Annotated in this window: 17 protein-coding genes; 6 read left to right on the forward strand and 11 right to left on the reverse strand. The window is 68.8% G+C overall.

The window, feature by feature from the left end; genetic code table 11:
- Nucleotides 1-159: 159 nt before the first annotated feature.
- Together ACFPN9_RS02435 and ACFPN9_RS02440 are read left to right on the forward strand one after the other, a co-directional pair.
- On the forward strand, nucleotides 160-1,512 hold the full coding sequence (locus ACFPN9_RS02435; protein ID WP_377815194.1) for an NAD(P)/FAD-dependent oxidoreductase: 1,353 nt from the start codon (nucleotides 160-162) through the stop codon (nucleotides 1,510-1,512).
- Complete coding sequence (locus ACFPN9_RS02440; protein ID WP_066725476.1) at nucleotides 1,509-2,312, forward strand: DUF1365 domain-containing protein; 804 nt, start codon at nucleotides 1,509-1,511, stop codon at nucleotides 2,310-2,312. The genes ACFPN9_RS02435 and ACFPN9_RS02440 overlap by 4 nt, the downstream gene beginning before the upstream one ends.
- 62 nt (nucleotides 2,313-2,374) lie before the next feature.
- Here ACFPN9_RS02440 and ACFPN9_RS02445 read toward each other — a convergent pair whose 3' ends face one another.
- From ACFPN9_RS02445 to pdxH, 8 genes are all read right to left on the reverse strand, one after another.
- On the reverse strand, nucleotides 2,375-3,247 hold the full coding sequence (locus ACFPN9_RS02445; protein ID WP_066725473.1) for a hypothetical protein: 873 nt from the start codon (nucleotides 3,245-3,247) through the stop codon (nucleotides 2,375-2,377).
- 194 nt (nucleotides 3,248-3,441) lie between these two features.
- Nucleotides 3,442-3,765, reverse strand: coding sequence for a hypothetical protein (locus tag ACFPN9_RS02450; RefSeq protein ID WP_066725470.1), 324 nt, complete (start codon nucleotides 3,763-3,765; stop codon nucleotides 3,442-3,444).
- A gap of 31 nt (nucleotides 3,766-3,796) precedes the next feature.
- Nucleotides 3,797-4,093 (reverse strand): GNAT family N-acetyltransferase, encoded by a 297-nt coding sequence (locus ACFPN9_RS02455; RefSeq protein ID WP_066725468.1) that lies wholly within the window; start codon nucleotides 4,091-4,093, stop codon nucleotides 3,797-3,799.
- A 139-nt stretch (nucleotides 4,094-4,232) separates the two neighbouring features.
- Nucleotides 4,233-4,502 (reverse strand): hypothetical protein, encoded by a 270-nt coding sequence (locus tag ACFPN9_RS02460; RefSeq protein WP_066725466.1) that lies wholly within the window; start codon nucleotides 4,500-4,502, stop codon nucleotides 4,233-4,235.
- A gap of 216 nt (nucleotides 4,503-4,718) precedes the next feature.
- The gene (locus ACFPN9_RS02465) at nucleotides 4,719-5,144 is read right to left on the reverse strand and encodes a TIGR02301 family protein (protein WP_066725464.1); all 426 of its coding nucleotides are present in this window, start codon (nucleotides 5,142-5,144) and stop codon (nucleotides 4,719-4,721) included.
- The gene (locus ACFPN9_RS02470; protein WP_066725461.1) at nucleotides 5,141-5,620 is read right to left on the reverse strand and encodes an NUDIX hydrolase; all 480 of its coding nucleotides are present in this window, start codon (nucleotides 5,618-5,620) and stop codon (nucleotides 5,141-5,143) included. The genes ACFPN9_RS02465 and ACFPN9_RS02470 overlap by 4 nt, the downstream gene beginning before the upstream one ends.
- 15 nt (nucleotides 5,621-5,635) lie before the next feature.
- Nucleotides 5,636-6,358 (reverse strand): SDR family NAD(P)-dependent oxidoreductase, encoded by a 723-nt coding sequence (locus tag ACFPN9_RS02475; RefSeq protein WP_082732862.1) that lies wholly within the window; start codon nucleotides 6,356-6,358, stop codon nucleotides 5,636-5,638.
- 68 nt (nucleotides 6,359-6,426) lie between these two features.
- The gene (pdxH, locus tag ACFPN9_RS02480; protein WP_066725455.1) at nucleotides 6,427-7,041 is read right to left on the reverse strand and encodes a pyridoxamine 5'-phosphate oxidase; all 615 of its coding nucleotides are present in this window, start codon (nucleotides 7,039-7,041) and stop codon (nucleotides 6,427-6,429) included.
- Between the two features lie 127 nt (nucleotides 7,042-7,168).
- Between pdxH and ACFPN9_RS02485 the strand changes: the two genes are divergently transcribed.
- The 3 genes from ACFPN9_RS02485 to fabI all read left to right on the forward strand — a co-directional run bounded on the left by ACFPN9_RS02485 (nucleotide 7,169) and on the right by fabI (nucleotide 9,614).
- Nucleotides 7,169-7,630: an RT0821/Lpp0805 family surface protein gene (locus ACFPN9_RS02485; RefSeq protein WP_082735483.1), complete on the forward strand. Its 462-nt coding sequence runs from the start codon at nucleotides 7,169-7,171 to the stop codon at nucleotides 7,628-7,630.
- Between the two features lie 136 nt (nucleotides 7,631-7,766).
- Nucleotides 7,767-8,681: a DnaJ C-terminal domain-containing protein gene (locus ACFPN9_RS02490; protein WP_066725452.1), complete on the forward strand. Its 915-nt coding sequence runs from the start codon at nucleotides 7,767-7,769 to the stop codon at nucleotides 8,679-8,681.
- Nucleotides 8,682-8,771: 90 nt separating this feature from the next.
- Nucleotides 8,772-9,614, forward strand: a complete 843-nt coding sequence (gene fabI / locus ACFPN9_RS02495) for an enoyl-ACP reductase FabI (protein WP_066725449.1) — start codon at nucleotides 8,772-8,774, stop codon at nucleotides 9,612-9,614.
- 7 nt (nucleotides 9,615-9,621) lie between these two features.
- Here the strand turns inward: fabI and folK are convergent, their stop codons facing one another.
- Genes folK through folP form a run of 3 tightly spaced genes read right to left on the reverse strand, consistent with a single transcriptional unit; the run spans nucleotide 9,622 to nucleotide 11,343 of the window.
- Nucleotides 9,622-10,137 (reverse strand): 2-amino-4-hydroxy-6-hydroxymethyldihydropteridine diphosphokinase, encoded by a 516-nt coding sequence (folK, locus tag ACFPN9_RS02500; RefSeq protein WP_066725447.1) that lies wholly within the window; start codon nucleotides 10,135-10,137, stop codon nucleotides 9,622-9,624.
- Complete coding sequence (gene folB / locus ACFPN9_RS02505; protein ID WP_066725445.1) at nucleotides 10,127-10,501, reverse strand: dihydroneopterin aldolase; 375 nt, start codon at nucleotides 10,499-10,501, stop codon at nucleotides 10,127-10,129. The genes folK and folB overlap by 11 nt, the downstream gene beginning before the upstream one ends.
- Nucleotides 10,498-11,343: a dihydropteroate synthase gene (folP, locus tag ACFPN9_RS02510; RefSeq protein WP_066725443.1), complete on the reverse strand. Its 846-nt coding sequence runs from the start codon at nucleotides 11,341-11,343 to the stop codon at nucleotides 10,498-10,500. Before folP ends, folB begins: the two co-directional genes overlap by 4 nt.
- A 152-nt stretch (nucleotides 11,344-11,495) precedes the next feature.
- Between folP and ACFPN9_RS02515 the strand changes: the two genes are divergently transcribed.
- Entirely contained in the window at nucleotides 11,496-12,092 is a 597-nt protein-coding gene (locus ACFPN9_RS02515) for a histidine phosphatase family protein (protein WP_156446668.1), read from the forward strand.
- Nucleotide 12,093: the final 1 nt, after the last annotated feature.

A 12,093-nucleotide genomic window follows, 5' to 3' on the forward strand; every position in this document is an offset into this window, starting at 1 on the left:
CCCGTCCGCATCTGGATCAGATCGCCAGCTGCGATAGCCGTCGCTCCGTGAGAAAGACGGCTCCGGACCGGCTACCACTCCCTGCCCCAACGATAAAGACTGAACCGATGGGGACAGCCGGTCGTAACCTTTCGCTCTGCCGCGACAAAAGGTCGGTTCATGCACGGCTCCTTCTCCCAGCCCCTCCGGATCGCCGTCATCGGCTCCGGGATCTCAGGGCTTTCCAGCGCCTGGCTGCTGTCGCAGCGACATGACGTCACGCTGTACGAAAGCGCGCCGCGGCTCGGCGGGCATGCCAACACGGTCGATGTCGTGCAGCACAGCGGCGCGGATGTGCCGGTCGACACCGGCTTCATCGTCTATAACGAGGCGACCTACCCCAATTTCACGGCGCTGATGGCCCATCTCGGCGTCGCGACCAAGCCGACGGAAATGTCCTTCGCCGTCTCGCTCGACGAGGGACGCCTGGAATACAGCGGCACCAGCCTCTCGGGCCTCTTCGCGCAGCGGCGCAATCTGCTCAGCCCGCGCTTCTGGTCGATGCTGAGCGATCTCCGCCGCTTCTATGCCCAGGCGACGCGGGACGCGCAGTCCTCGACGCTCGCTGGCCAGTCGCTGGGCGATTATCTCGACGCGGGCCGCTATGGCGAGGCGTTTCGGGAGGATCATCTCCTTCCGATGGCGGCCGCGATCTGGTCGGCCCCCTGCAACGAGATGCTGGAGTACCCCGCAGCCGCCTTCATCCGCTTCCATCACAACCACGGCCTGCTGAAGCTGACCAATCGCCCGGTCTGGCGCACGGTCGATCGCGGCAGCCGCTCCTATGTCGAGCGTCTGCGCGATGCGTTCCGCGGCGACATCGTACTGGGCAACGCCGTGCGACAGGTGACGCGTCTCGAGGACGCGGTCCGTGTCGAGACTGCGGATGGCGAGGCGCGCGGCTTCGATCATGTCGTGCTGGCGACCCATGCCGATCAGGCGTTGGCCCTGCTCGGCGATCCCTCGGCCGAAGAAACGAGGCTGCTGGGCGCCTTCCGCTACAGCCGCAACCGCGCGATCCTGCACAGCGACGCGATGCTGATGCCGCGCCGCCGCAGCGCCTGGGCGAGCTGGAACCTTCTCGGCGAGCGCCGGGCGCCGGACGCGCCCTGCGCCGTGACCTACTGGATGAACCTGCTTCAGGGTCTCAAAACCGAGCAGCCTCTCTTCGTCACCCTCAACCCCCCCCGCGATCCGGCACCCGAGACCGTGCTGCGCGAGGAGATCTACGAGCATCCAATCTTCGACGGGCCGGCTCTGGCGGCCCAGGAGGAGCTCTGGTCGCTGCAGGGTGGACGCAACACCTGGTTCTGTGGCGCCCATTTCGGCGCTGGCTTCCACGAGGATGGCCTTCAGGCTGGCCTCGCGGTCGCGGAGGATCTCGGCGGCATGACGCGTCCCTGGACCGTGGCGGACGACTCCGGCAGGATCGTCCGCACGCCGGTGACGGCGGGGCTGGAACGCGCGGCATGACGACGGAGACCGCCTCGGCGCTGTATGTCGGCCGGGTGCGACATCTGCGGTTCCGGCCGCGCCGGCACAAGCTCGCCTATCGCGTCTTCTGGATGCTGCTCGATCTCGACGAGATCGACAGCCTTGCGCGACGGCTGCGCGTCTTTTCCCGTAACCGCTTCAATCTCTATGCATTCCGCGACGCCGATTACGGTGACCGCAGCGGCGCCCCTTTGCGCCCGCAGATCGAGGCGCTGCTGCGCGAGGCGGGGCTCGATCCCGATGGCGGGCCGATCCGGCTGCTCACCATGCCGCGCATCCTGGGCTACGCCTTCAACCCGCTCAGCACATGGTTCTGCCACAGCCGCGACGGCAGGCTGATGGCGATCGTCTACGAGGTGCACAACACCTTCGGCGAGACGCACAGCTACGTCTCCAGGGTGGTGGAGACGGATGGCCTTGTGGAACAGGAAGCGCCGAAGCGTTTCCATGTCTCGCCCTTTATGCACCTCGCCATGGACTACCGCTTCGCGGTGGTGCCACCGTCCGCCACCATGTCGGTCGCCATCGACGGCTCAGACGCCGAAGGGCGGCTGATCGCGGCGACGATGAGCGGCGAGCGGCAGCCACTATCCGACAGGGCCCTGCTCGGCCTTCTGGCGAGCCATCCCCTGCTGACGCTGAAGGTCACGCTCGCCATCCACTGGCATGCGCTCAGACTAGTGCTGAAGCGCATTCCGCTCGTCCGGCACTCGCCGCCTTTGCAGCCGAACGTGACGCTCGGCCACCCGCGGCCCGCTCGGGACGGCGGCCACCTCTGACGGCGAATAAGAAAAAGGGCGCCCGGAGGCGCCCTTTCGCGTGTGTCGACTGCAACTGCCGCTCAGCGACCGCCGAAGAGGTCGATCTCTTCGTCACGGTGACGACCGCCCAGCATCGCGGCGAGATAGGCCGCCGCAGCGCCGACCAGCAGCACGGCCGCCGTCAGGAAGGCGACGATGATGCCGGTGCGGCGGGCCTTCTCGGCCGCCTGCTTGGCGGTTTCCTTGGCCTGGTTGAGCCGCGCATAGGCGTCGTCGATGCGCTTCTCGGCCTCGGCCTGCGGAATGTTCATCCGCGTCGCCATCCTCGAGGCGATGTATTCGCGATCACCAGCCTCCAGGCTGCCATTCGCGAGGCTGCGGACCAGAATGCGCGAGGCCTCCTCGCGCTCGCCCTGCGTCGGTGGCGTCGCGCCGTTCGAGCGCATCACCGTATCGAGCGCCGAGGCCAGCGGATCGGCCTGCTGGCTGACGAGCGAGCTGGCGCCGCTGGCGAGCGAGGCCGCGCCCGAAGCCGCGGTCCGCGCTGCGCCCATCAGCGACGACGAGGTGATGAAGGCCACGAGCAACGCGCCAACGGCCCAGACGACGAGCCCATGCGCGCCGTCACGAACGCCGCGCTCGTGAGAGCTCGCATCGCCGAGCGGCTTGCGCATCCGGCCGGCCAGATAACCGCCGGCGCCGCTGGCGGAGACGGTGACCCAGAGCGCCCAGAGAGCGCCGGCAATGGCCAGCCCCATCACCCCCATCGAGCGCTCGGTCTCGGCCGAGACGAGCGACAGGCCGATCGCCGAGCCGAAAGCCGCCATGATCGTGGAGATCGCGGCGGACAGCACGGCGCCGCCGAGAATGGGGCTCCATTCGAGATAGGAACCGGCCGCGGTGTCGGAACCGGGCGGTGAAACGACGACGACGTCGGTAGAGCCAAGCGACATGGGAGACCTCACCGCAGTCCGAGGAAGGACAGGATCGCGAGCACGACCACGACGAGACCGACGAGATAGATGATACTGTTCATGACAGCCCCCATTGAGCAGGCGCGCAAACGCCGATGTCCGCTCAACGATGCGGCCGGACAGAAGTTCCGCTGGGGCGGCCGCAGCCGGCTCGCGCCGGCGCCGGTGCGACGTCAGTTCGGGCGGCGCGCTTGCCAGCGCTCGACCCGCTCGATGATCCACATCGCGAAGCGCGCCATCGGCCGTTGCAGAAAGGGAACGTCGGCTGCGATCAGCATCAGCCCGAGCGGCAGCATCCAGATGCCAAGCACGGGCAGGAAGGAGAAGACGCCACCGACGATCAGGACCAGCCCGGCGGGCAGCCGCGCCCAGCGCGACGCCGGGTGCCGCAGCCAGCGCAGGCCGGAGGCGAGACGCGCCGGCAAGATCCGCTCCAGCCGCTTGAAGGCGGCACGAAGCTCCTGCTGGGCACTATAGAAGGACCGCGTCTGACTCATGCTGGCTCTACGAGGTGGGGCGAGGCGAGGATCACTGCGCCAGCACTTCGGCGAATTCAGGGTGACGGCGCGCCCAGGCTGCGACGAAGGAGCAGGCCGGGACGATGCGGCGCCCGCTGTCACGGGCCGTTTCGAACAGGCCGCGGACCAGTTGCGAGCCGATGCCGCGGCCCTCATGGGCGGCTGGTACCTCGGTATGGGTGACAATAAGCCTGTCGCCGTCGCGCCGGAATGACGCGAAGGCCGTTCCGCCGGGAAAGCGCATCTCGAACCGGCCGGCGGCGGTGTTCTCGACGACGATCCCGGTCTGTTGGTCCTGCGCTGCCATAGCTGCTCCCGTCTCGACCCACAGCAATCCGGCGCGCGAGTCTCTGCACGGGATATGGGGCCGCGATCCGGGCCCGCAAGCCGAGACGATCCCGATGACACCCGCTGCGCGGCTCGAGGGCACGCTGCGGCGGCTGCGCTCAGTGGCGCGTGCCGTTGCTGAAAGCGCCGGTCCGGACCTTGTCGGCGAGCCCCTCGGCAAACACGGCCGTCGCCTCCTCGCCATAGGTCTCGACCAGGGTGCGGAAGGCAGCGAACAGTGCGGCATGAGCCAGCGCATCGCTGTCGAGCCCATCCTGCTGGGCCTCGGCGAAGGCGTCCTCGACATAGCCATAGGCGACGCGCCTTGCGTCATGCGCATCCTCGGCCGGAACCAGATCGAGCGGCAGATCGTCGGAGATGATGGACATGAAGGCGAGGACTCTACGGCTGGCTCGGCTCTGCGTCTTGTCGCGCGGCGCTGGTGTCGGTGTCGCAAATCGCGCCGGTTTCGGCCCGCTTCGCGGTGGATCGCGTCGACCATGACCATAGGGCGTGCCAGAGCGGCACGCTACTGCCCCCTTTCGAAAAGGTTAACGCCCGGAGCCAAATCGCGCGAAACGGCGCAGGTTCTCCGCGGCTGTCACCTATCCGCCATAGCGCCCGGCCAGCGCGCGCGCGAGCCGCTCGCCCTCGGCGGCGAGCCGCGTCGAGGCCTCCTGGCTGCCGGCCGTGCAGGAGCGATGTGTCAGCGAATAGGCGCGAAAGCCCCGGTTGTAGGCGCTCGTCAGCCTGTCCCGCCGCCCGGCGCTTCGTCCCTCCGCCTCGACCAGCGCCGCCATCCGTTCGCGCCAGCCCTGCGCCTCGGGCGCCGCGCAGAGCGTCCGCAGATAGGCGAGCGACCCCATGATCTCGGCGAGCTTGAGCAGTTGCGGCTCATAAGGCGGCGGAGGTGGCTCAGGCGGCGGCTCGGCCGGCTTGGCCGCGGCCGGCGCGCGCGGCTGCTGCGCGAACGCCGTCTGGGGGGCCACGCCGATCAGCAATGCGAGCAGCCACAGTCCCGGCCCCCTCATGCGGGCGCGTCTCCCAGCAGAATCCGCTGTGCCCTGCGCACCACGTCGGCGAGCTCTCGCGTCGTGGCGAGGCCGCCGAGGCGAAGCGGATCCGCCCACATCACGGCGCCCGCCTCCGGCCCGGGGCTCGGCTCCCCCGACAGCCATTCACCGACGAAGGACGCCACGACAAAATGATGCGTGACCGCGCCGCTCTCATCCCGCCCAAAAATCTCGACATGGCGGTTGAAGCCGAGGATGCGGGCGCTGACGCCGACCTCCTCCTCCAGTTCGCGCAGGGCGGCCGCCTCGAGCGTCTCGCCCGCCTCGACCTTGCCGCCGGGCAGCGACCAGAGCCGGTCGGCGGGCGGCTTGGTCCGCGTGGCGAGCAGCACCTTGCCGTCTTTGAAAACCGCAACGGAGGCCGCCAGCACGGGACGCGCCGGCGCCTTTCCTGGAACCGGAAAGCGAATGACCTGCGCGCCGTCGCCGCTCATCTCAGCCCGCCCGGGTCATACGTGCTGGCCGCCATTGATGTGCAGCTCCGCCCCGGTCACATAGCTCGACGCATCGGTGCAGAGGAAATAGATCGCGCGGGCGACCTCCTCCGTGCGCCCCAGCCGCCCGAGCGGCAGCGTCGCGACGATCTTCTCGGTGCCGGGCGAGAGGATCGCCGTATCGATCTCGCCGGGCGAGATCGAGTTCACGCGGATACCGAGCGGCCCGAAATCCGACGCCATTTCGCGCGTCAAGCTGGCGAGCGCCGCCTTCGAGGTCGCGTAGGCGGCTCCGGCGAAGGGATGGACGCGCGAGCCGGCGATCGAAGTGACGTTGACGATCGTCCCCTTCGCCGCGGTCAGCTCGTCGAGCAGGCCGCGCGCCAGCATGATCGGCGCGAAGAAATTGACCTGGAAGACCTTGTGCCAGTCGTTGAACGAGGTCGTCGCCGCCCCGAGCCGCGCCCCTTTCGGCCCCTTGGGCGAGATGCCCGCATTGTTCACCAGCGCGTTGAGCTTGCCGCCCTCCGCCGCCAGCCGCCGCTTGATCTCGGCGATGCCGCGCATCGTGTCCTCGGGATCGCCCAGATCGATCTGGATGTGATCGTCCGCCCCCGACGGCCAGGGGCATTTGTCGGAGAAGGCCTGGCGCGAGCAGGACAGGATGCGCCAGCCCGCCATGGCGAATTGCATCACCGTCGCATGGCCGATGCCGCGGCTGGCCCCGGTCAGCAGCATCACCGGCCTCTGGCCCGGCTCGGTCTTGGGAAAGTCGAATTTGGGCATCGCCATGGGGCTATCGATCCTCAGGGGTAAAGCCGCTCGCGCGACCAGGGCTGGTCGACCGCGGTACGGCGAAAGACGACGCGGTCATGGAGCCGGAAGGCGCCGTCCCGCCAGAATTCGAGATAGACAGGGCTGACGCGGAAGCCGGTCCAGTGCGGCGGACGCGGGATGGTGCCCACGCCGAACTTCGCCGCCTGCAGGGCGACCGCCTTCTCCAGCGCGAAGCGGCTTTCCAGCGGGCGCGACTGCTGCGAGGCCCAGGCGCCGATCCGGCTGTCGCGCGGACGCGAGGCGAAATAGGCGTCCGCCATCTCGTCGCTGACCAGCGAGACGGCGCCGCGGATGCGCACCTGCCGGCGCAGGCTCTTCCAGTGGAACAGCAGCGCCGCCTTGGGCTGGGCGAGCAGTTCCGTGCCCTTCTGGCTCTGGGTGTTGGTGTAGAAGACGAAATCCTCGCCGTCCCGCCCGTTCAGCAGGACCATGCGGCTGTTCGGCAGACCGTCCGCATCGACCGTCGAGAGCGCCATCGCGTTGGGATCGTTCGGCTCGCTCTTCTTCGCCTCCTCGAACCAGCTCTGGAACAGGGCGAAGGGGTCCTGTTCCTGGGTGAAGTCACCGCTCGTTAACTGTTCCACGTGTCTAATCCTCGACGAATGAAGCACTGCGTTTGGGCGAGCGCGAGCGGTGAAACCGGACCGATCCGAGCGACTATATAGGACAGGGCGCGGGCCGTCCCAAAGCCATGCGCGGCGCAGCGGCGCCATGCGTAGGCTCGCCCTGGCTGGCGCTGTGCTGTCGGGGTTCGCCGTCGCCGGCTGCTCGGTCTCCTTCCCCATCCTCGGCCTTTCCAGCAAGGCCGAGGACGAGATCGCCACGACCTCCTCGATCCTGCCGTCGCGCGGCACCAGCAAGCCCGGCCCCCTCGCCTCGCTCTCCTCCGAACTCGGCCCGGAGGACCTTCGCCGCGCCGAGGGCGCTATGGCCGTGGCGCTGGACCCGCAGGGCAACGGCGCCGCCGTCTCCTGGGACAACCCGCAGAGCGGCGTGAAGGGCTCCTTCATCCCGGTCGGCGGCCCCTTCCTCCGGGCCGACGAGATCTGCCGCGCCTTCATCGCCAATGTTCAGACGCAGACGCAGCCGAAGCGCCTGCAGGGCACGGCCTGCCGGCCCTCAGGCGGCGAATGGGCCGTCCGCGACATCGGCCCCTGGAAGGGCACCGGCTGAGCCGCATTCTCTTGTTGAACGTGTCGGCCCGGCTGTTGCGCTCAGGCCACACCATTCCCAGATAAGGCTGCGAGATCAGGATACCCGCCGGCCCGCCTCCGGCGCGGCGGTCAGCAGTACCACATGGGGTTCAGGAATGCGCGACCCGTACCAGATTCTGGGCGTCGCCCGCTCGGCCAGCGAGGCCGACATCAAGAAAGCCTATCGCCGGCGCGCCAAGGATCTCCATCCCGACCGCAACCAGGATGATCCGAAGGCGCAGGACCGTTTCGCGGAGCTCAACGGCGCCTATGAGATCCTCGGCGACGAGGCCAAGCGCAAGCAGTTCGACCGCGGCGAGATCGACGGCGAGGGCAAGCCGAAGTTCTCCGGCTTCGAGGGCATGGGTGCCGGCCGTGGTGGCCGCGCCGGCGGCTTCGAGTTCAATTTCGGCCAGGGCGGCCACCCCTTCGGCACCGGCGGCGGCGCGGGCGCCGGTTTCGACCCGTCTGACATCTTCGGCTCGCTGTTCGGCGATGCGGCGCGACGCGCCGGCAAGGCCCGGCCCGAGGCCCAGAAGCCGCCGGAGCAGAGCTTCACCCTCGAGGTGACGCTGGCCCAGGCCGTCGCGGGCGCGACGCGGCGGGTACGGCTGCCGGGCGGCCGCGAGGTCGAGGTCACGATCCCCGAAGGTGTCGCCGACGGCAAGGTCATGCGGTTGCGGGGCCTCGGCCAGACCGACCCGTTCTCGGGCCAGACCGGCGACGTGCTGATGACCATCAAGGTCAAGCCCGATCCGCGCTTCACCGTGGACGGCGACGACCTGCGCACCCGCGTGCCGGTGTCGCTGGCGCGCGCCGTGCTGGGCGGCCCCGTTCATGTCCCGACGCTGACCGGCGCGGTCGAGATGACGATCCCGCCGCTGACGGGCACAACGCGCTCCTTCCGCCTGCGCGGCAAGGGCATCAAGGGCGAAGGCGAGAAGCCCGGCGATCTCTTCGTCTCGATCGATATCGAGATGCCGGAACACGATGCCGAGTTGACCGCACTGATGAAGGCGCGGGCGGAGTAAGGCTTCGTGCCGCGCGGGGCAAATCCGGTTTCCACTTGTCGCGCCATGCTCTAAGAAGCGCCCTCGTCTTTTCCAGTTCGCGGGTCCCCCATGCCTGAATCAAACGCTCTCGCCCGGCCGACGGCCAATCTCCTCAAGGGCAAGCGCGGCCTCGTCATGGGTGTCGCCAACAACCGCTCGATCGCCTGGGGCATTGCCAAGGCGGCGGCTGACGCGGGTGCCGAGCTCGCCTTCACCTATCAGGGCGACGCCCTGAAGAAGCGCGTCGAGCCGCTCGCCAAGGAGTTGGGCGGCCATGTCGTCGGCCATTGCGACGTCACTGATTCCGCCTCGATCGACGCCGTCTTCGCCGAGGTCGAGAAGCTCTGGGGCAAGCTCGACTTCGTCGTCCACTGCATCGCCTTCTCCGACAAGGACGAGCTGACCGGGCGCTATGTCGAGACGACCGAAGCGAACTTCACCAAGTCGCTGCTGATCTCCTGCTACTCCTTCACCGCCGTCACCCAGCGCGCCGAGAAGCTGATGACCGATGGCGGCTCCCTGCTGACGCTGACCTATTACGGCGCCGAGAAGTGGATGCCGCATTACAACGTCATGGGCGTGGCGAAGGCTGCGCTGGAGTCGAGCGTACAGTATCTCGCCGCCGATCTCGGCCCCTCCAAGATCCGCGTCAACGCGATCTCGGCCGGGCCGATCAAGACGCTCGCCGCCTCCGGCATCGGCGACTTCCGCTACATCCTGCGCTGGAACGAGTACAACTCGCCGCTGCGCCGGACCGTGACGATCGAGGAGGTCGGCGAGACCGCCGTGTTCCTCGTTTCCGACATGTCGCGCGGCATCACCGGCGAGATCCTGCATGTCGACGCCGGCTACCATGTCGTCGGCATGAAGGTGCCGGAGGCGCCCGACATCACGCTCGAAAAGGGCGTCTGATGTAAAGCTAGACCGTCTGCACGCCCTGCAGCCGCTCCGTCGCGGCCGGGTCCCGGCGGATGGTCTCGTCCATGACCGCTTCGAGCAGGTCCGCGACCGATCGTCCCCCGATCATCATCCCCGGCGCGATCTCCGCCAGCGGCGCCAGCACGAAGGCCCGCTCCGCGATCCGCGGATGCGGCACCTGCAGTCCCGGCTCGTCGATCGTCTCTCCGCCATAGGTCAGGATGTCGATGTCGAGCGTGCGCGGCCCCCAGCGTTCGCGCCGCTCACGGCCGCCCTCGCGCTCGAGCGACAGGCAGAGGTCGAGCAGCGCGCGGGCCGACAGTGTGGTCTCGACCAGAACCGCCATGTTCAGGAATTCCGGCTGGTCGAGCTTGCCCCAGGGCGCGGTGCGATAGACGCTCGACGGGCTGACCCGCGAGACCGCCTCATGCGCCTCGAGCCGCCGCAGCACCGTGGCGAAAGCCACGACGGGATCGCCCAGATTGCCGCCGAGGCCGAGCGCGGCCTCAACCCTCACGCGGAAAACTCAGCTTGATGCCGACGCTCGCCAGCGTCGCATGGATCGGCGGGGTCGGCTTGCGCAGCGTGACCTCGACGCGGGTGACGGGCGGAAATCGCTCCAGGACCGCCTCGGCCACGGCCCGCGCCGCCGCCTCCAGCAGGTTGAAGCGGCGCGTGGTGAAGACCTCCGTTACGACACCGACGACCGTGCCGTAGTTCACCGTGTCGGCCAGCGCGTCGCTGACGGAGGACGGCCGCAGATCGGTGTCCAGCGCGAGATCGAGCACGAAACGCTGCCCGAGCCGCTCCTCCTCGGAAAAGAAGCCGTGATAGGCGTAGATATCGAGCTTCTCGATCAGGATGACGCCGGTTTCGCTCACGCGCTTGGCTCCGAAGGCAGGGACAGGGCGCGCCAGACCTTGAAGGCCTGGGCGTGGGCGGCGACGTCGTGGACGCGGAGGATGGCCGCTCCCTGCGTCGCGCCGAAGAGATGCGCGGCGACGCTACCGGCGACGCGCTCGGCGGGAACACTCTGGCCGGTCACGACGCCGATCACCGATTTGCGCGAGGCCCCGAGCAGGATCGGGCATCCCAGGCTCTCGAGCTTCGCCAGTTCGCGGATCAGCCGCAGCGACTGCTCCGGCGTCTTGCCGAACAGCCCGATGCCGGGGTCGACCACGATCTGCCCGCGTGGAACGCCCGCCTCCAGCGCGATGCCGATCGAGCGTTCGAGGAAGCGCAGCACGTCTGACAGGATGTCGAGCGCCGGGTCGGTCGTCTCGCGGTTGTGCATCAGGATGATCGGCGCGCCGTGGCGGGCCGCGACACCGGCGATGGCGGGGTCGCGCTGCGCGCCCCACACATCGTTGACGATCGAGGCCCCCGCCTTCAGCGCGGCGTCCGCGACCTCGGCCTTCCAGGTGTCGATCGACAGCGGCGTGCCGACCCGCTCGCGCAATCCGGCGATGACCGGCAGCACGCGTCCGAGCTCCGTGGCTGCGTCGAGCGGCGCATGGCCGGGCCGGGTCGATTCCCCGCCGACATCGACGATGTCCGCGCCCTCCTCCGCCAGCCTCTCACCATGCGCGATCGCCTGCCCGGCATTCTGCAGCATCCCGCCATCAGAGAAGGAATCGGGCGTGATGTTGACGATCCCCATCAGCAGGGGACGGTCGTCCAGGGCGAGCCTGCGACCATCGGGCAATGTCAGGGCCGGCGGCATGAAGCGGGGTCCGAAAGAAGCGGAGGCCCGCCTATAGACCGGCGGCTGCGACAGGCCAAACGAAACGCTCGCCCGCCGCCATGGCTGCGACGCATGGCCCCGCGCCCGGCAGATGCTTTGACCTCGCGCCCGGCCCGGTGCAGAAGCCCGGCATGGTCCCGATCACGCTCCCGCACCGGCTCATCCTCATCCGCCACGGCGAGACCGACTGGAATCGCGAAGGCCGTCTCCAGGGCGGCCAGGACATTCCGCTGAACGATCTCGGCCGGCGTCAGGCGGCGGAAGCGGCCGAGCGCCTGCGGGCGCTGGCTCCCGGCTTTGCTGCGCTCGACTATATCGGCTCGCCGATGAAGCGGGCGCGCGAGACGATGGACATCCTGCGCGCCACGCTCGGGCTGGAGGCCGGCGCCTACCGCACCGACGACCGGCTCAAGGAACTCACCTTCGGCAGCTGGGAAGGCTACACCTGGCGCGACATCCGCAAGGCCGAGCGCGAGCAGGCGCAATTGCGCGAGCGCGACAAATGGAGCTTCGTCCCGCCGGGCGGCGAAAGCTACGCCATGCTCGCCGAACGCATCCGGCCGGTGCTGGAAGCCCTGCCCGGCGAGACCGTGGTGGTGAGCCATGGCGGCGTCGCCCGCGCCGTGCTCGCCCTCGTCGGGGCCGTGCCGCCGGCCAAGGCCTCGATGGTCGAGATTTGGCAGGGCAAGATCCTGGTCGTTACCGGCAACCGCGCCGACTGGCTCTGAC

Source organism: Allobosea massiliensis (genome assembly GCF_042655245.1).
In the GTDB taxonomy this organism is placed as follows: Bacteria; Pseudomonadota; Alphaproteobacteria; order Rhizobiales; family Beijerinckiaceae; genus Allobosea; species Allobosea massiliensis.